We start from the raw sequence: 17,271 nt of genomic DNA on the forward strand, positions 1-17,271 counted from the left end.
GGCCAAGCCCGCGGCTGCACCGCCGCCTCCCCCTGCTGCCGCCGCACCTGCTCCTGCGCCATCAGCACCGAAGGCACTGCCTGCCGATACGCCGCTGGCGCCGTCGGTGCGCAAGCTCTCGGTTGAAAGCGGGATCGATGCCTCCACCGTGCCGGGCTCCGGCAAGGATGGCCGCGTGACCAAGGGCGACATGCTGGCGGCGATCGAGCGGGCGGCTTCCGCGCCGACGCCGGTCTTTCAGCCGGCGGCTTCCGTGCAGGTGCGTGCGCCGTCACCGGCGGATGATGCCGCGCGCGAAGAGCGCGTGAAGATGACGCGGCTGCGCCAGACCATCGCGCGGCGGCTGAAGGATGTGCAGAACACGGCGGCGATGCTGACGACCTTCAACGAGGTCGACATGAGCCACGTCATGGCAATGCGCGCTCAGTATAAGGACGCGTTCGAGAAGAAGCACGGCGTCAAGCTGGGCTTCATGGGCTTCTTCACCAAGGCCTGCGTGCAGGGCTTGAAGGAGATCCCGGCGGCCAACGCCGAGATCGACGGCACGGACCTGATCTACAAGAACTACTACCATGTCGGCATCGCCGTCGGCACCGACAAGGGCCTGGTCGTGCCCGTGGTGCGCGACTGCGACACCAAGTCGATCGCGGAGATCGAGAAATCGATCGCCGATTACGGCCGCAGGGCCCGCGATGGTCAGCTCAAGATCGAGGAGATGCAGGGCGGCACCTTCACCATCACCAATGGCGGCATCTATGGCTCGCTGATGTCGACGCCGATCCTGAACGCGCCGCAATCCGGCATCCTCGGCATGCACAAGATCCAGGAGCGCCCGGTGGTGGTCGGCGGCAAGATCGAGATCCGCCCGATGATGTATCTGGCGCTGTCCTACGATCACCGCGTCATCGACGGCAAGGAAGCGGTGACCTTTCTGGTGCGCGTCAAGGAAAGCCTGGAAGACCCGGCGCGGCTGGTGCTGGATCTCTGATCTTGCTTTCGCACGGCGGCTGAACTCGTTCGGCCGCCGAGACGGTGTTGCGTGAACGTTTAGGGGCGAATGTGACGGATAATGTCGTTGTCATCACCGGCGGCAGCCGCGGCATCGGCCGGGCCGCCGCCATCGCCGCGGCGGCCCGAGGCTTTCGTGTGGTTGTGGGCTATGCCAGCAACCAAGCGTCTGCCAACGAAGTCGTCTCCGCGATCGAGGCCAGCAACGGCAAGGCGATCGCGGTGAAATGCGATGTCGGCAGCGAAGCGGACATCCTCGCGCTGTTCAAGGCGGCCGATGAATTCGGCACGCTGGGCGCGCTGGTCAATAATGCCGGTATCGTCGGGCCGTCGATGCGGGTCGAGAATATGTCGGCTGAGCGCATCCAGCGCATGATGGCAGTCAACGTCACCGGCAGCATTCTGTGCGCGCGCGAGGCGGTGAAGCGGATGTCGACGCGCAACGGCGGCAAGGGCGGCGTCATCGTCAACCTGTCGTCGGTCGCGGCTAAGCTCGGCTCGCCCAACACCTATGTCGACTATGCTGCGTCGAAAGGCGCGGTGGATTCCTTCACCATCGGCCTTGGCTATGAAGTCGCGGCAGAAGGCATTCGCGTCGCGGCGATCCGGCCGGGCTTGATCGACACTGACATCCACGCCTCCGGCGGTGAACCCGATCGCGCCCATCGCCTCGCTCACATGGTGCCAATGAAGCGCGTCGGCACATCGGAAGAAATCGCCAACGCTATCGTCTGGCTGATGTCGGACGAGGCTTCATATGTGACAAGCGCCATCCTTGATGTCTCAGGCGGCCGCTAATACATGCTCGTGACGGAGAACGGTCGTGCCTGTGGTGGCGATTGTCGACGGGGTGAAGATCGAGTTCTATCCGGACGAGCATCCACCGCCTCACTTCCATGCCCGTTTCGCGGAATTCATCGCTCAGATTGAGATTCGTACCAACAAGGTTTTGCGTGGCTCGCTGCCTCCCGCGAAACTCAACCGTGTGCTATCGTGGGCGGCCCGACATCAGCCGGAACTTATGAACGCCTGGACAGCGGTTGAAGAGCTTCGCAAGCCGGAGAAGATCAATGACTGACATCGTCGCAATGCAAAGTGCAGAGCCAGTCATATTCGGTGTGGTCAAGGTCGTCTGGAAAGACGGTTTTGCCGGCGTTGTTGATCTGCGACCATTGCTGAGCAAAGGCGAAATGTTCGAATTCCTTCGCGCAAATCCCGCCCGCTTCGGCGATCTCAAGCTCGAAGAGCATGGCTACAAGATTTTCTGGGTCGATGACGAGGGTGACGAAATCGACTTCGGATCGGACTCCTTGCGCCAGCGCGCCGAACGCCAAGCCAATCTCCTTCATCTCGCAAGCTGAAATAGAAAGTTTTCCATGGCCTCTTATGATCTCGTCGTCATCGGCACCGGCCCCGGTGGATATGTCTGCGCGGTGCGCGCGGCGCAACTTGGCATGAAGGTCGCAGTCGTCGAGAAGAACGCGACGCTCGGTGGCACCTGTCTCAATGTCGGCTGCATGCCGTCGAAAGCGCTGTTGCACGCGTCCGAGATGTTCGAGGAAGCCGCGCATTCCTTCGCCAAGATGGGCGTCAGCGTAGCGGCGCCGAAACTCGACCTGCCCTCGATGATGAACTTCAAGCAGCAGGGCATCGATGGCAATGTCAGGGGCGTCGACTTCCTGATGAAGAAGAACAAGATCGACGTGCTGAAGGGGAGCGGGAAAATCCTTGGCGCGGGCAAGGTCGAGGTTTCCGCTGATGGCAAGGCGCAGACGGTCGAGACCAAGAACATCGTCATTGCCACCGGTTCCGATATCGCGCGGCTGAAGGGCATCGAGATCGACGAGAAGCGCATCGTGTCGTCGACCGGTGCGCTGTCGCTGGAGAAAGTGCCGGAGCGGCTCTTGATCATCGGCGCCGGCGTGATCGGGCTCGAACTCGGCTCGGTGTGGAAGCGCCTCGGCGCGGAGGTAATGGTGGTCGAATTCCTCGACCGCATCCTGCCCGGTATGGATGGCGAGATCGCCAAGCAGTTCCAGCGCATCCTCGAGAAGCAGGGCTTTGCGTTCAAGCTCGGCACCAAGGTGACCGCCGTGGATACCTCAGGCAAGACGCTGTTGGCCAAGGTCGAGCCCGCCGCGGGCGGGCCTTCGGAAACGATCGAAGCCGACGTGGTGCTGGTCTCGATCGGCCGCGTGCCTTACACCGAAGGTCTCGGCCTGAAGGAAGCGGGCGTTGCGCTCGACAATCGCGGGCGCGTCCAGATCGACCCGCATTTCGCGACCACCGTGAAAGGCATCTATGCGATCGGCGACGTCGTTGCCGGGCCGATGCTGGCCCACAAGGCGGAAGATGAAGGCGTGGCGGTTGCCGAGATCATCGCGGGCCAGGCCGGCCATGTGAATTACGACGTTATCCCAGCCGTCGTGTATACCACGCCGGAAGTCTCTTCGGTCGGCAAGGCCGAGGAAGAGCTCAAGCAGGCCGGCATTGCCTATACCGTCGGCAAATTCCCGTTCACCGCCAACGGCCGCTCCAAGGTCAACCAGACCACGGAGGGATTCGTCAAGATTCTCGCAGATGCGAAGACCGATCGGGTGCTTGGCGTGCACATCATCGGCCGCGAAGCCGGCGAAATGATCCATGAAGCCGCGGTTCTCATGGAATTCGGCGGCTCCGCCGAGGATCTGGCGCGCACCTGCCACGCCCATCCGACCCGCTCCGAGGCGATCAAGGAAGCCGCGCTTGCGGTCGGCAAGCGGGCCATCCATATGTGATCGACGCCGGGCCTGGGCAGGATCCGTATAGGATTATGCTCAAAGGTAAAATCTGGCCGGGGTCGAGACAACAGATGCTGCGCCGCCTGCTTCAGCCTTTCTGGGTCCTGCTCGCGATCATCTTCCTGATCGAGGCGTGGCTTTGGGACCATCTCGAGCCGATCGTCGCGCGCGTGGTGGCGATGATCCCGCTGCGCGCGTTCAAGCAGTGGCTTGCCGATCGGGTCGATTCGCTGTCGCCGGCGATGACGCTGATCGTGTTCATCGTGCCGGTGATCCCGCTGTTTCCGCTGAAGCTGGTCGGCCTTTGGCTGCTCGCCCATGAGCACTGGATGAGCGCGATCGGCACCATCCTGTTCGCAAAGTTTCTCGGCGTTGGCGTCACCGCTTTCATCTTCGACGTGACCCGGCCGAAGCTTCTGGAGATGCCCTGGTTCGAGGCGCTCTATGATTTCGTGCTGAGGATGCGGGCGAAAGCGGCCGCGCTGGTCGATCCGATCAAGCAGCGTATCCTTGAGATCCTGCGCGGCGACGGCAACGGCTGGTCGGCGCGAACGTTCCGGCTGATCGCGCGCTTTCGCAGGAGCGTGCACCAAGCGCGGTGATTCTCTCTGCCGTCATCGCCGCGGCTTACTGGATGCCCCGCTTTCGCGGGGCATGACAATCCTATGGACCCGCGTATCGACGCATTGATCGACTCAATGCAGATGCAGCAGATGCGGCGAATACAGGCCCAGCGCGGTGATGACGATGCCCGCGAGCGTCAGTAGGCCTGAAATCCAGGCCAGCGCGAGGATGCCGGTGATGATGGTCGCCGATGCCAGCACGATCGCGATCTGGAAGGCGGCGGAGGCGATCTCGAAGTGGTGGTATTTTGCCGTCGCCTCGTCGCGCTGATGCTCGGCATGTTTGGCGCGTTCGGCGAGCTGCTCGGTGCCTTCGCCGGTCTCGGGCTCCGAGCGGTAGCGCGCCGCCGTCTTCTGCCAGTCCTCGATCTGCTTCTGAATGGTCGCCCTGACGGCATCGTCTGTTGTGGTGGCAAGAGTGAGCTTGGCCTGCTCGGCGGCCGCCTGCACTGCGGTGCGGCGGATGCTCTTGGCCTGGAAGAACGCCCACAGGTTCGACGCCTCGACGTTCTTGCTGATCGATTCGGTCTGCGCCCCCTTGCCCAGCGTCTCCGAGAGCGCCAGGAACAGCGCGATCACGGCAATCAACAGCGCGATCTTCTTGTTCTCGCCGGAAGCATGCTCGGCGTGCTCGGCATGCTCCATACTCTCATGTGCGCTCATGATTCCCCTCTCCGATATGACCCGCCGTCACGATTGCCGAAACGACATCGCTTACGCAAGTGCCAAGCGGATGTGACGCGAGCGTGTCAGGATGAACCCGGCATCGCCCCTCGCATGAGGAAAACGCGTCAAGACAGAAGCGGAATTAGCCCCGCGGATGCGCGGAGCGATAGACCTCCAGCAGCCGCTCCGAATCGATGCCGGTATAGATTTGCGTCGTCGAGAGCGATGCGTGGCCGAGCAATTCCTGGATCGCCCGCAAATCGCCGCCGCGGCTGAGCAGATGGGTCGCGAACGAATGCCGTAGCGCGTGCGGAGTGGCGCTGTCGGGCAGGCCGAGCGCGCCGCGCAGCCGCTCCATGGCGAGCTGGATGATGCGCGGGCTCAAGGGGCCGCCGCGGGCGCCGACGAACATCGGGCCGGTGGGCGGCAGCGGATGCGGGCAGGTCGCCGCGTAGTCGGCAATGAGCTGCAACACGTTTTGCAGCACCGGCACCATGCGGGTCTTGTTGCCCTTGCCGGTCACGACCAGCACGTCGCCTTCGCCGGGCTTCGGCACGTCGCGACGTTTCAAGCCGAGCGCCTCGGAGATGCGCAGGCCCGAGCCATAGAGCAGCGCCATCACGGCGGCGTCGCGCACCAGCACCCAGGTCTCCCGGGCCTCGCCGGCGCGCTCGTCGGCATCGGCAAAGCGTTTTGCCGCTGCCACGTGGATGGGCTTCGGCAGGCTCTTTGCAACCTTGGGTGCGCGAATCGCGGAGAGAGCGCCGACCTTGCCTTTGCCTTCGCGCTCGAGGAACCGGCCGAACGAGCGCAGGCCCGCCAAGGCCCGCATCAGCGAACGCCCGGCGATATCGTCGGCGCGGCGCATCGCCATGAACGCCCTGATATCGGTGGCTTCCATCGCCGCAAAACCCTTTAGCGTCACCTGCGTGCCCCAGTGCTGGGCGAGAAAGGCGAGGCATTGGCGGACATCGCGAGCATAGGCCTCCAGTGTTTTCGGCGACAATCGCCGTTCGGCACGCAGATGCGATAGCCAGTGCGCCATCTCTTGCGTGACGGTTTCGTCGGCGCAGTCGAGTTCGATCAAGGGAACGGCGGGAAGCGCTTTAGCCATGGACCTGTCTTATGGACCTGTCTTGACGGACCTGTCTTGGAGGCGATGGTTTAAGCCATTATATCGCATCGCTTTCGTTTACCGTTCGCTAACTTGCGCCGGCCGCTCTAACCTCCAAGTCTACCTCCAAGTCGAGCAATCGGAACTCTTGATCCCCTGAATGGATACTGCGCGCAGCCACGCTTCCTCTATCACGCCGACCTCCATGGTCGATGTGCTGGTCCCGGTCGCGCTGGACCAGACCTATTCCTATCGCGTGCCGCGCGGCATGGATCTGAAGGCCGGCGATGTCGTCGCCGTGCCGCTCGGTGCGCGCGAGGTGATGGCGGTAGTGTGGGCGGAAAACGCAAAGCCCGATCCGCGGCTGCACAACCGGCTAAAGGATGTCAGCGAGAAGCTCGACCTGCCGCCGCTGAAACCGGAGCTGCGCGCGCTCGTCGATTGGGTTGCTAATTACACGCTGTCCGCGCGCGGCATGGTGCTGCGGATGACGCTGCGCATGGGCGAAAATCTCGGCCCTGAGCGGATGCGTCTGGGCGTGCGGCTGGTCGGAGAGCCGCCGCGGCGCATGACGCCGGCACGGCGGCGGGTGATCGACGTGCTCGCGGACCGCCTGCTGCATGGCAAGTCGGAGGCGGCGAGGGAAGCCGGCGTGAGCAGTGGCGTCATCGATGGCCTCGTCGATGAGGGCACCTTGACGGTCGAGCCGATGCCGCCGCCACCAGCGCCGCCCATGCCCGATCCGGATTACGCGCAGCCGGACTTCTCAGACCAGCAACGCGCCGCCGCCGATGCGATGCGGACGCTGGCGGCGAGCGGCAGTTTTCATGTGGCCCTGCTCGATGGCGTCACTGGATCGGGCAAGACCGAGGTCTATTTCGAGGCGATCGCCGAAAATATCCGCCGTAACAGGCAGTCGCTGATCCTGATGCCGGAGATCGCGCTGACCGGCCAGTTCCTCGATCGCTTCGCGCAGCGCTTCGGCGTGCGTCCGCTGGAGTGGCATTCCGAGCTCTCGCCGCGCACCCGCGCCCGCAATTGGGCAGCGATCTCGGGCGGAGAGGCGCCGGTGGTGGTCGGCGCGCGCTCGGCGCTGTTCCTGCCCTATGCCAATCTCGGGCTCATCATCGTCGATGAGGAGCACGACCAGGCCTACAAGCAGGACGACGGCGCGCATTACCATGCCCGTGACATGGCCGTCGTGCGCGCGCATATCGCCAAGATCCCGATCGTGCTCGCCTCCGCCACGCCGTCGATCGAGAGCGAGGTCAATGCGCGCAAGGGGCGTTATCAGCGCATTGCACTGCCCTCGCGCTTCGGCGGCCAGCACATGCCGACGATCGAGGCCATCGACCTGCGGCGCGAGCCGCCTGCGCGTGGCCGCTTCATCTCGCCGCGGCTCGCCGAGCAGATCCGTTACGCGGTGGAACGGCGCGAGCAGGCGCTATTGTTCCTCAATCGCCGCGGCTATGCGCCGCTGACGCTGTGCCGCGCCTGCGGACACCGCTTTGCCTGCACCATCTGCGACGCCTGGCTGGTCGATCACCGTTTCCGCCAGCGCCTGGTCTGCCACCACTGCGGCTTCTCGATGCCGCGCCCGAACATCTGCCCGCATTGCGCAGCGGAGGAATCGCTGGTGGCGGTCGGTCCGGGGGTTGAGCGGCTGCAGGAAGAGGCCGCGGCGCTGTTTCCCGGCGCGCGCACCATGGTGCTCTCCAGCGACCTCATCACCTCGATCGAGACCATGCGCAGCGAGCTCAACGAGATCGCCGAAGGTCGCGTCGACATCATCATCGGCACCCAGCTTGTGGCGAAAGGCCACAATTTCCCGCGCCTCAACCTGGTCGGCGTCGTCGATGCAGATCTGGGCCTCGGCAATGGCGATCCGCGCGCGGCCGAGCGCACGTTCCAGCTCCTCAACCAGGTGATCGGGCGCGCCGGCCGCGACCAGGGCCGCGGCGTCGGGTATCTGCAGACCCATCAGCCCGAACATCCCGTGATGAAGGCGCTGGTCGCCAATGACCGCGAAGCGTTCTACGCCAGCGAGATCGAATCGCGCGAACGCACCGGCTATCCGCCGTTCGGGCGACTGGCGAGCCTGATTATCTCGGCGGGCGACCGGCCCACGGCGGAAGGCTTTGGGCGCAAGCTGGCCTCGGTCGCGCCGCTCGACGAGCGCATCCAGGTGCTCGGCCCGGCGGAGGCGCCGCTTGCGGTGATCAAGGGCCGCTATCGCTTCCGCCTGCTGGTGAAGTCGCTGCGCTCGGTCGATCTGTCGCAGTACTTGCGCGAATGGCTGGCGGCCGGGCCGAAGACCACGGGGAACCTCAAGCTCGAGGTCGACGTCGATCCGCAGAGCTTCTTGTAAAGCTTGTTCCGGAGCCTCAGCCGTCATTGCGAGACGCGAAGCGGCGAAGCAATCCATGTCTCCACAAGCGGCGAGATGGATTGCTTCGCTTCGCTCGCAATGACGGGGGAGGGCGCGTGAAAAAGCCTGCCGTCACTTCTGACGGCAGGCCCTCATCGGTGCGCGGAAAGTTCCGCGACCGTACTCTACGCAACGCTTACCGAAACTGGTCGGAAACGGCGCCTGAAGGACGCCTTTAAGAGACGACCTCGGCGGTGACACGGCCGACGCCGGAACCAGTCAGGCCGATGGCACGGGCGGCGCCCGTGGAGAGATCGAGCACGCGGCCGCGGATGAACGGGCCACGATCATTGATGGTGACGATCACGCTGCGGCCGCCATGGGTCACGCGCAGCTTGGTGCCGAACGGCAGGCTGCGATGGGCTGCGGTCATGGCGTTCTGGTTGAAGCGCTGACCGGAGGCGGTGCGGCTGCCGGATTCGTTGCCGTAGAAGGACGCTACGCCCGAGAAGCTGCGGCCGCCGGTGCTGGGCGTGAACGCCGCATTGGCATCGCGCGAGGACGCACCGTCGGTTGCGGCACGGGCCTGGTGATGATGGTGGTGATAGCGATGATGGTGGTGCCGGGATTTAGCCGACGCTTCGGTGATGCTGCCACCAACCAGGAAAGTTGCGGCGACGACAGCCAGCGCCGCGCGCGACGACCGGGTTGCGTTGCCCCGAGCCGACTTCTTGTATTTCAGCATTCAAGACCCTCAAGCAGTATTGCCACGGACGCGGCAAATGGAACCCCCGTCCCTTCGTTGACGAAAGCCGTGTGATTTCGCAATGAGGCATGAATTGGGCAGTAAATTCGGAATGTATCAGGCTGAAATATCTTGTTACTGCCGGGGCCCGCCCGACAGCTTCCCCTAGTCTTCGGCCTTAACCAAATTTTAACCAAATGAATACTTACGAATACTGTTGATTTACGTCTAGGAAAGGTTTCCGCAAGTAATCACGAAATGGAGAGCAAGCGGCGGTTTTGTTCCTTTGCAGGAACTCTGGCCTGGCATGCGACTGCCAACGGAACGATCGGCGGCCTCCCTGCCTGGCGGCTAAAATTCCTGCGCGCAGAATTTTGCTCGGCAAGGTCCTCGCGGCGCTTCGTTGCGGCCGTGCGACAAGGCATCACCTACATGTGACGTCATGTTGCACCTGCGCGCCTGCCATGCTAGCAAAGCCGCGATTTTAACGATCCCGGCACTCCGCGTGTCGGTCGAAAATCGAAGTCCCGCTTGAATTCCAAGGGCTTGGATCGCTAGGCGCCGCTGCAGCGGCGACGGTTTTTCCCTTGCGAATTTGACAGCAAAAAAGAGCGCGTCTGTGGCTGCTGAAGATCCGTCCGTTTCGGGAGTTGCCGGTCGTTACGCAACGGCCCTGTTTGATCTGGCTCGCGACGAAAAGTCCGTCGATGCCGTGAAGTCCGATCTCGATAAATTCAATGCCCTTCTGAATGAGAGCGCCGATCTAAAGCGCCTCGTCCGCAGCCCGGTGTTTTCCGCTGAAGCGCAATTGAAGGCGCTCTCCGCGGTGCTCGACAAGGCCGGCATTTCCGGCATCACCGCCAAGTTCCTGAAAGTGCTCACCTCCAATCGCCGCTTGTTTGCGGTCGCGGACGTGATCCGCGCCTACAACGCGCTGGTGGCGAACTTCAAGGGCGAGGCGACCGCCGAGGTCACCGTCGCGGAAGCGCTCAATGACAAGAATCTCGACGCGCTGAAGGCCGCACTGAAGTCGGTGACGGGCAAGGACGTCGCGCTCAACGTGAAGATCGATCCCTCCATCATCGGCGGCCTTGTGGTCAAGGTCGGTAGCCGCATGGTGGATAGTTCGCTTCGCACCAAACTCAATTCGATCAAGCACGCGATGAAAGAGGCAGGCTGATGGACATCCGCGCCGCGGAAATTTCCGCGATCCTCAAGGACCAGATCAAGAATTTCGGCCAGGAGGCCGAGGTCACCGAAGTCGGCCAGGTGCTGTCGGTCGGTGACGGTATTGCCCGCGTCTACGGGCTGGACAACGTCCAGGCCGGTGAAATGGTCGAGTTCGAGAACGGCACCCGCGGCATGGCGCTCAACCTCGAAAACGACAACGTCGGCATCGTGATCTTCGGCGCCGACCGCGAGATCAAGGAAGGCCAGACCGTCAAGCGCACCCGCGCCATCGTCGACACGCCGGTCGGCAAGGGCCTGCTCGGCCGCGTCGTCGATGCGCTCGGCAACCCGATCGATGGCAAGGGTCCGATCCAGGCTGACAAGCGCATGCGCGTCGACGTGAAGGCGCCGGGCATCATTCCGCGCAAGTCGGTGAACGAGCCGATGGCGACTGGCCTGAAGGCGATCGATGCGCTGATCCCGATCGGCCGCGGCCAGCGCGAGCTGATCATCGGCGACCGCCAGACCGGCAAGACCGCGATCGCGCTCGATACCATCCTCAATCAGAAGCCGCTCAACGCCCAGCCGGACGAGAGCATCAAGCTGTATTGCGTCTACGTCGCGGTCGGCCAGAAGCGTTCCACCGTCGCGCAGTTCGTGAAGGTGCTCGAAGAGCAGGGCGCGCTGGAATACTCCATTGTGGTTGCCGCCACCGCATCGGACCCGGCGCCGATGCAGTACATCGCGCCGTTCACCGGCTGCACGATGGGCGAATATTTCCGCGACAACGGCATGCACGCGGTCATCATCTATGACGATCTGTCGAAGCAGGCCGTCGCCTACCGCCAGATGTCGCTGCTGCTGCGCCGCCCGCCGGGCCGCGAAGCCTATCCGGGCGACGTGTTCTATCTGCACTCCCGCCTGCTCGAGCGCGCCGCCAAGCTCAACAAGGAGCACGGTTTGGGCTCGCTGACCGCCCTGCCGGTGATCGAAACCCAGGCCAACGACGTGTCGGCCTACATCCCGACCAACGTGATCTCGATTACCGACGGCCAGATCTTCCTGGAAACCGACCTGTTCTTCCAGGGCATCCGCCCCGCGGTGAACGTCGGTCTGTCGGTGTCGCGCGTCGGATCGTCGGCGCAGACCAAGGCGATGAAGAAGGTCGCCGGCAAGATCAAGGGCGAGCTCGCGCAGTACCGTGAAATGGCGGCGTTCGCGCAGTTCGGCTCCGACCTCGACGCCTCGACCCAGCGCCTGCTCAACCGCGGCTCGCGCCTGACCGAACTGTTGAAGCAGCCGCAGTTCTCGCCACTGAAGATGGAAGAGCAGGTCTGCGTGATCTGGGCCGGCACCAACGGCTATCTCGATCCGCTGCCGCTCAACAAGGTGCGCGCCTTCGAGGATGGCCTGCTGTCGCTGCTGCGCGGCAAGAATGCCGACATCCTCGACGCGATCCGCGATAGCCGCGACCTCAATGACGACGTTGCCGCCAAGCTGAAGAACGTGGTCGAAGGTTTCGCCAAGACGTTTGCCTAAACGTCGTCGCGGCCGGACAAGGTGCGAAGCTGGTCTTCGCGCCTGTGGCTCCCGGCTGACGAGAAGCGGATGCCCGGCGCAGGCGCCGGGCGGAACAATGGGATAGGCTAGCGGTCGGATCGCCCGATCGGATCGCCGGGGTGGACGAAGAATGGCGTCACTGAAAGACATGCGGGTCCGCATCGCCTCGACCAAGGCGACGCAGAAGATCACCAAGGCCATGCAGATGGTGGCGGCGTCAAAGCTGCGCCGCGCGCAGACCGCTGCCGAGGCCGCTCGGCCCTATGCAGACAAGATGGGCGCCGTGATCGGCAATATCGCCAGCGCCGCCGCAGGCTCGCCCGGCGCCGGCGCTGCTCGCCGGGACGGGCAGGGACCAGGTGCATCTGCTCCTGGTCTGCACCGGCGAACGTGGCCTTTGCGGCGCGTTCAACTCCGCGATCGTGCGGTTGGCGCGCGAGCACGCGCTGTCGCTGCTCGGTCAGGGCAAGGAAGTCAAATTCTTCTGCGTCGGCCGCAAGGGCTATGAGCAGCTTCGCCGCCTGTTCGAACGGCAGATCGTCGAGCATATCGACCTGCGCACGGTGCGGCACCTCGGCTTCGTCAATGCCGAGGACATCGCCAAGAAAGTGCTGGCGCGCTTCGATGCCAGCGAATTCGACGTCTGCACGCTGTTCTATTCGCAGTTCAAATCGGTGATCGCGCAAGTCCCGACCGCGCAGCAGGTCATTCCACTGGTGGTGGAAACGCCGGCCGGAAACGGCGGCGCTGCGACCGCTTACGAATACGAGCCGGAAGAGGACGAGATCCTCGCCAATCTGTTGCCGCGCAACCTCGCGGTGCAGGTCTTCCGCGCACTTCTCGAAAACAACGCCTCGTTCTACGGCGCACAGATGAGCGCGATGGACAACGCGACCCGCAACGCCGGCGAAATGATCCGCAAGCAGACGCTGGTCTACAACCGAACCCGTCAGGCGATGATCACCAAGGAACTGATCGAAATCATTTCCGGCGCCGAGGCGGTCTAACCAAGGGAGCGCGAAATGGCTTACGTCACATCGGCTACCACCAAGGGCGGACGCAACGGCCGCTCCATGCTCGACAATGGCGGGCTGGCGCTCGCAATGGCACTGCCGAAGGAATTGGGCGGCGCCGGCGACGGCCACAATCCCGAGCAGCTTTTTGCGCTGGGCTATTCGGCCTGCTTTGGCCAGGCCATCCTCGTGGTCGCCAAGAACCATGGCGTCGACGGCCAGGCGGCAAAGGTCACCGCCGACGTGACGCTCAAGACTGATGGCGGCTTTTCGCTCGCCGTCGAACTCAAGGTTTCAATCCCAGGCGCGGACAAGGCCAAGGTCCAGGCGCTGGTCGAGGAAGCTCACACGGTGTGCCCGTATTCGAAGGCCACCAAAGGTAATATCCCGGTCAAGCTGACCGTGGTCTGAAATTCGGATCGAAGGAGACAGAGTAAATGGCTATAGCAGCCAACCAGATCGGTCGCGTCACCCAGGTTATGGGCGCCGTCGTCGACGTCCAGTTCGAGGGCCACCTGCCGGCGATTCTCAACTCGCTGGAAACCAAGAACGGCGGCAGCCGTCTCGTGCTCGAGGTGGCGCAGCATCTCGGCGAATCCACCGTGCGGACGATCGCGATGGATACGACCGAAGGTCTGGTGCGCGGGCAGGAAGTGACCGATACCGGCGAGCCGATCAGGGTGCCGGTCGGCGTCGGCACGCTCGGCCGCATCATCAACGTCATCGGCGAGCCGATCGACGAAGCCGGCCCGATCAAGGCCGAAGACGTGCGTGCGATCCACCAGGAAGCGCCGAGCTATACCGACCAGTCGACCGAGGCGGAAATTCTCGTCACCGGCATCAAGGTCGTCGATTTGCTCGCGCCTTACGCCAAGGGCGGCAAGATCGGCCTGTTCGGCGGCGCCGGCGTCGGCAAGACCGTGCTGATCCAGGAGCTGATCAATAACGTCGCGAAAGCCCACGGCGGTTACTCGGTGTTCGCCGGCGTCGGCGAGCGCACCCGCGAAGGCAACGACCTCTATCACGAGTTCATCGAGTCCAAGGTCAACGCGGACCCGCGCAATCCCGATCCGAGCGTGCAGTCGAAATGCGCGCTGGTGTTCGGCCAGATGAATGAACCGCCGGGCGCACGCGCGCGCGTCGGCCTCACCGGCCTCACGGTGGCCGAGCATTTCCGCGACCAGGGTCAGGACGTGCTGTTCTTCGTCGACAACATCTTCCGCTTCACGCAGGCCGGCTCCGAAGTGTCGGCGCTGCTCGGCCGCATCCCGTCGGCGGTGGGTTACCAGCCGACGCTTGCGACCGACATGGGTGCGCTGCAGGAGCGTATCACCACCACCCAGAAGGGCTCGATCACTTCGGTGCAGGCGATCTACGTGCCGGCCGACGACTTGACCGACCCGGCGCCGGCGACCTCCTTCGCCCATTTGGACGCCACCACCGTGCTGTCGCGCGCGATCTCGGAGAAGGGCATCTACCCGGCGGTGGATCCGCTCGACTCGACCTCGCGCATGCTGTCGCCGCTGGTCGTCGGCGAGGAGCATTACAACACCGCGCGCATGGTGCAGCAGGTGCTCCAGCGCTATAAGTCGCTGCAGGACATCATCGCCATCCTCGGCATGGACGAACTTTCGGAAGAGGACAAGCTGACGGTGGCCCGCGCCCGCAAGATCGAGCGCTTCCTGTCGCAGCCCTTCCATGTTGCCGAAGTCTTCACCGGCTCGCCGGGCAAGTTCGTCGAGCTCGCCGACACCATCAAGGGCTTCCGCGGCCTGTGCGAAGGCAAGTACGACCACCTGCCGGAGGCTGCCTTCTACATGGTCGGCACCATCGAAGAGGCGGTCGAGAAGGGCAAGAAGCTGGCTGCCGAAGCAGCTTAAGGGGCGAATGGCGAATAGGGAGTGGCGAGTTAGCGCTGGCTCCCTGACTTCGCCACTCACCATTCGCTATTCGCTATTCGCAGGTACACCATGGCCACCTTCCACTTCGATCTCGTCTCCCCCGAAGCGCTCGCTTTCTCCGGCGAGGTCGATCAGGTCGACGTCCCCGGCGCGGAAGGTGATTTCGGCGTGCTCGCCGGTCACGCACCGGTCGTGGCGGCAGTCCGTCCGGGCATCCTGACCATCACGACCGGCGGCACGCATCAGAAGATGGTGGTGCTCGGCGGTCTGGCCGAAGTCTCCGACAATCGCCTGACCGTGCTCGCCGATGTCGCGACCTCGATCCAGGAGGTCGATCGCGCCCAGTTCAGGGAAACCATCGCTGAGATGGAAGAAAATCTGAAAGAGAAGCACGGCTCGGAGCTCGACCGCGAAATCGAGCGGCTCGACCATTTCAAGAGTATCGAGCACATCCTCAACGCAACCGCTATGCACTAGGCCCCGGTGCACTGCGCCGGGGCCGAACAAAAATCTTGAACGACCCGGCGTCCGTCACATCGTGGCGGGCGAAAGTTTCCGAGCCGCCGAATTTCAGCATTGCGCTCGCCTAGCGGCGCTTCGCCCTGCTTGAGACCGCGGCGTTGGCATCCACCGCCGGCGCCAAGCGACTCGCGGAACGCTCTTGTCATCGATCAGAAGTCCATCGGCGGCATTGTAGGCGTCTGCTCGGACTTCTTCGGCTTGTCGGCGACCAATGCTTCCGTCGTGATCAGGAGCGAGGCAACCGATGCCGCGTCCTGCAATGCGGTGCGAACCACCTTCGCCGGATCGATCACGCCGGCGCGTACCAGGTCCTCGTACTCGCCGGTCGCGGCATTGAAGCCCCAACTATAGTCGGCGCGCTCCAGGAGCTTGCCGACCACCAGCGAACCGTCCTCGCCGGCATTCTCGACGATCTGGCGCGCCGGTATCTGTAAGGCGCGACGCACGATTTCGACACCGGCCTTCTGATCGGCATTGGTAATCTTGATCCTCTCCAGCGCCTTCGAGGCGCGCAGCAGCGCCACGCCGCCGCCGGGAAGGATGCCTTCCTCGACTGCCGCGCGGGTGGCGTGCAGCGCGTCCTCGACCCGGTCCTTGCGCTCCTTCACCTCTATTTCGGTCGCGCCGCCGACCCGGATCACGGCGACGCCGCCGGCGAGCTTGGCAAGCCGCTCCTCCAACTTCTCGCGATCATAGTCGGAGGTGGTTTCTTCGATCTGCGTCCTGATCTGGGTGGCTCGTGCCTCGATGTCCTTCTTGGCACCGGAGCCATCGACGATGGTCGTACTCTCCTTTTCGATCACGACCTTCTTGGCACGGCCGAGCATGTTCAGCGTGACACTCTCGAGCTTGATGCCGAGATCCTCCGAGATCGCGGTGCCGCCGGTAAGGATGGCGATATCCTCGAGCATCGCTTTGCGGCGATCGCCGAAACCCGGCGCCTTCACCGCGGCGACCTTCAAGCCGCCGCGCAGCTTGTTGACGACGAGCGTCGCCAGCGCCTCGCCCTCGATGTCCTCAGCGACGATGAGCACCGGCTTGCCGGACTGCACCACCGCTTCCAGCAGCGGCAACATCGATTGCAGCGTGACCAGCTTCTTCTCGTGAGTGAGGACATAGGGCTCTTCGAGCTCGACCTTCATCTTCTCGGCATTGGTGACGAAATAGGGCGAGATGTAGCCGCGGTCGAACTGCATGCCCTCGACCACTTCCAGCTCGGTGTTGAGGCTCTTTGCCTCCTCGACCGTGATCACGCCTTCATTGCCGACCTTCTGCATCGCATCGGCAAGGAAGCGGCCGATCTCGGCATCTCCGTTGGCGGAGATGGTGCCGACCTGGGCGATCTCATCATTGGAGGTGATCTTCCTGGCATGGGCCTTGAGGTCGGCGACGATCGCGTCGACCGCGAGGTCGATGCCGCGCTTCAGATCCATTGGATTCATGCCGGCGGCGACCGACTTGGCGCCCTCCCTGACGATCGCCTGTGCGAGCACAGTTGCGGTGGTGGTGCCGTCACCCGCGATGTCGCTGGTCTTGGACGCGACTTCCCGCACCATCTGTGCGCCCATGTTCTCGAACTTGTCCTCGAGCTCGATCTCCTTGGCGACGGTGACGCCATCCTTGGTGATGCGCGGTGCTTCAAAGGATTTTTCCAGCACGACGTTGCGGCCCTTCGGTCCGAGCGTCACCCTGACCGCATTCGCCAGCAGATCTACGCCACGCAGCATGCGCTCGCGGGCTTCGGTTGAGAACTTCACGTCTTTCGCGGCCATGACGTTTTCTCCTCTCCCCTTGATGGATC

16 protein-coding genes and 1 pseudogene are annotated in these 17,271 nt (G+C 63.6%); 13 read left to right on the plus strand and 4 right to left on the minus strand.

Annotated elements, in window-relative coordinates; genetic code table 11:
* The 6 genes from odhB to CWO89_RS15555 all read left to right on the plus strand — a co-directional run.
* A partial coding sequence (gene odhB / locus CWO89_RS15530; protein ID WP_130579667.1) for a 2-oxoglutarate dehydrogenase complex dihydrolipoyllysine-residue succinyltransferase occupies nucleotides 1-988 on the plus strand: 988 nt, incomplete at its 5' end.
* 71 nt (nucleotides 989-1,059) lie between these two features.
* On the plus strand, nucleotides 1,060-1,806 hold the full coding sequence (locus CWO89_RS15535) for an SDR family oxidoreductase (RefSeq protein WP_130579689.1): 747 nt from the start codon (nucleotides 1,060-1,062) through the stop codon (nucleotides 1,804-1,806).
* Nucleotides 1,807-1,831: 25 nt separating this feature from the next.
* Nucleotides 1,832-2,086: a DUF4160 domain-containing protein gene (locus tag CWO89_RS15540; protein WP_130579668.1), complete on the plus strand. Its 255-nt coding sequence runs from the start codon at nucleotides 1,832-1,834 to the stop codon at nucleotides 2,084-2,086.
* Complete coding sequence (locus CWO89_RS15545; RefSeq protein ID WP_130579669.1) at nucleotides 2,079-2,369, plus strand: DUF2442 domain-containing protein; 291 nt, start codon at nucleotides 2,079-2,081, stop codon at nucleotides 2,367-2,369. Before CWO89_RS15540 ends, CWO89_RS15545 begins: the two co-directional genes overlap by 8 nt.
* A 15-nt stretch (nucleotides 2,370-2,384) precedes the next feature.
* A complete protein-coding gene (lpdA, locus tag CWO89_RS15550) occupies nucleotides 2,385-3,785 on the plus strand; it encodes a dihydrolipoyl dehydrogenase (protein WP_130579670.1) in 1,401 nt (466 codons plus the stop codon).
* A 74-nt stretch (nucleotides 3,786-3,859) separates the two neighbouring features.
* Nucleotides 3,860-4,390, plus strand: a complete 531-nt coding sequence (locus CWO89_RS15555) for a hypothetical protein (RefSeq protein ID WP_130579671.1) — start codon at nucleotides 3,860-3,862, stop codon at nucleotides 4,388-4,390.
* Between the two features lie 93 nt (nucleotides 4,391-4,483).
* Here the strand turns inward: CWO89_RS15555 and CWO89_RS15560 are convergent, their stop codons facing one another.
* Both CWO89_RS15560 and CWO89_RS15565 read right to left on the minus strand, forming a co-directional pair.
* Nucleotides 4,484-5,074, minus strand: coding sequence for a DUF4337 domain-containing protein (locus CWO89_RS15560; protein WP_130579672.1), 591 nt, complete (start codon nucleotides 5,072-5,074; stop codon nucleotides 4,484-4,486).
* Between the two features lie 145 nt (nucleotides 5,075-5,219).
* Entirely contained in the window at nucleotides 5,220-6,191 is a 972-nt protein-coding gene (locus tag CWO89_RS15565; RefSeq protein WP_130579673.1) for a tyrosine recombinase XerC, read from the minus strand.
* 160 nt (nucleotides 6,192-6,351) lie between these two features.
* Between CWO89_RS15565 and CWO89_RS15570 the strand changes: the two genes are divergently transcribed.
* Nucleotides 6,352-8,559: a primosomal protein N' gene (locus CWO89_RS15570; RefSeq protein ID WP_130579674.1), complete on the plus strand. Its 2,208-nt coding sequence runs from the start codon at nucleotides 6,352-6,354 to the stop codon at nucleotides 8,557-8,559.
* Between the two features lie 235 nt (nucleotides 8,560-8,794).
* Here the strand turns inward: CWO89_RS15570 and CWO89_RS15575 are convergent, their stop codons facing one another.
* The gene (locus CWO89_RS15575; RefSeq protein ID WP_130579675.1) at nucleotides 8,795-9,304 is read right to left on the minus strand and encodes a septal ring lytic transglycosylase RlpA family protein; all 510 of its coding nucleotides are present in this window, start codon (nucleotides 9,302-9,304) and stop codon (nucleotides 8,795-8,797) included.
* A 619-nt stretch (nucleotides 9,305-9,923) separates the two neighbouring features.
* Between CWO89_RS15575 and CWO89_RS15580 the strand changes: the two genes are divergently transcribed.
* The 6 genes and pseudogenes from CWO89_RS15580 to CWO89_RS15605 all read left to right on the plus strand — a co-directional run bounded on the left by CWO89_RS15580 (nucleotide 9,924) and on the right by CWO89_RS15605 (nucleotide 15,425).
* A complete protein-coding gene (locus CWO89_RS15580) occupies nucleotides 9,924-10,484 on the plus strand; it encodes a F0F1 ATP synthase subunit delta (RefSeq protein WP_028166250.1) in 561 nt (186 codons plus the stop codon).
* The gene (atpA, locus tag CWO89_RS15585) at nucleotides 10,484-12,013 is read left to right on the plus strand and encodes a F0F1 ATP synthase subunit alpha (RefSeq protein ID WP_130579676.1); all 1,530 of its coding nucleotides are present in this window, start codon (nucleotides 10,484-10,486) and stop codon (nucleotides 12,011-12,013) included. Before CWO89_RS15580 ends, atpA begins: the two co-directional genes overlap by 1 nt.
* A 151-nt stretch (nucleotides 12,014-12,164) precedes the next feature.
* Nucleotides 12,165-13,041 (plus strand): annotated as a pseudogene (locus CWO89_RS15590) (F0F1 ATP synthase subunit gamma).
* Nucleotides 13,042-13,056: 15 nt separating this feature from the next.
* Nucleotides 13,057-13,458: an organic hydroperoxide resistance protein gene (locus tag CWO89_RS15595; RefSeq protein WP_130579677.1), complete on the plus strand. Its 402-nt coding sequence runs from the start codon at nucleotides 13,057-13,059 to the stop codon at nucleotides 13,456-13,458.
* Between the two features lie 26 nt (nucleotides 13,459-13,484).
* Nucleotides 13,485-14,927, plus strand: coding sequence for a F0F1 ATP synthase subunit beta (gene atpD / locus CWO89_RS15600; protein ID WP_130579678.1), 1,443 nt, complete (start codon nucleotides 13,485-13,487; stop codon nucleotides 14,925-14,927).
* 90 nt (nucleotides 14,928-15,017) lie between these two features.
* Nucleotides 15,018-15,425, plus strand: coding sequence for a F0F1 ATP synthase subunit epsilon (locus CWO89_RS15605; RefSeq protein WP_130579679.1), 408 nt, complete (start codon nucleotides 15,018-15,020; stop codon nucleotides 15,423-15,425).
* Between the two features lie 194 nt (nucleotides 15,426-15,619).
* Here CWO89_RS15605 and groL read toward each other — a convergent pair whose 3' ends face one another.
* Complete coding sequence (gene groL / locus CWO89_RS15610) at nucleotides 15,620-17,242, minus strand: chaperonin GroEL (protein WP_130579680.1); 1,623 nt, start codon at nucleotides 17,240-17,242, stop codon at nucleotides 15,620-15,622.
* Between the last annotated feature and the right edge of the window lie 29 nt (nucleotides 17,243-17,271).

The sequence above is a fragment of the Bradyrhizobium sp. Leo170 genome, from assembly GCF_004296405.1.
Taxonomy (GTDB): domain Bacteria; phylum Pseudomonadota; class Alphaproteobacteria; order Rhizobiales; family Xanthobacteraceae; genus Bradyrhizobium.

What these genes read in the sequence shown, in the direction of transcription:
- CWO89_RS15545 (WP_130579669.1), top strand. Translation starts at nt 2,079, where the DNA reads ATGACTGACATCGTCGCAATGCAAAGTGCAGAGCCAGTCATATTCGGT.
- lpdA (WP_130579670.1), top strand. Translation starts at nt 2,385, where the DNA reads ATGGCCTCTTATGATCTCGTCGTCATCGGCACCGGCCCCGGTGGATAT.
- CWO89_RS15555 (WP_130579671.1), top strand. Translation starts at nt 3,860, where the DNA reads ATGCTGCGCCGCCTGCTTCAGCCTTTCTGGGTCCTGCTCGCGATCATC.
- CWO89_RS15560 (WP_130579672.1), bottom strand. Translation starts at nt 5,074, where the DNA reads ATGAGCGCACATGAGAGTATGGAGCATGCCGAGCACGCCGAGCATGCT.
- CWO89_RS15565 (WP_130579673.1), bottom strand. Translation starts at nt 6,191, where the DNA reads ATGGCTAAAGCGCTTCCCGCCGTTCCCTTGATCGAACTCGACTGCGCC.
- CWO89_RS15570 (WP_130579674.1), top strand. Translation starts at nt 6,352, where the DNA reads ATGGATACTGCGCGCAGCCACGCTTCCTCTATCACGCCGACCTCCATG.
- CWO89_RS15575 (WP_130579675.1), bottom strand. Translation starts at nt 9,304, where the DNA reads ATGCTGAAATACAAGAAGTCGGCTCGGGGCAACGCAACCCGGTCGTCG.
- atpA (WP_130579676.1), top strand. Translation starts at nt 10,484, where the DNA reads ATGGACATCCGCGCCGCGGAAATTTCCGCGATCCTCAAGGACCAGATC.
- CWO89_RS15595 (WP_130579677.1), top strand. Translation starts at nt 13,057, where the DNA reads ATGGCTTACGTCACATCGGCTACCACCAAGGGCGGACGCAACGGCCGC.
- atpD (WP_130579678.1), top strand. Translation starts at nt 13,485, where the DNA reads ATGGCTATAGCAGCCAACCAGATCGGTCGCGTCACCCAGGTTATGGGC.
- CWO89_RS15605 (WP_130579679.1), top strand. Translation starts at nt 15,018, where the DNA reads ATGGCCACCTTCCACTTCGATCTCGTCTCCCCCGAAGCGCTCGCTTTC.
- groL (WP_130579680.1), bottom strand. Translation starts at nt 17,242, where the DNA reads ATGGCCGCGAAAGACGTGAAGTTCTCAACCGAAGCCCGCGAGCGCATG.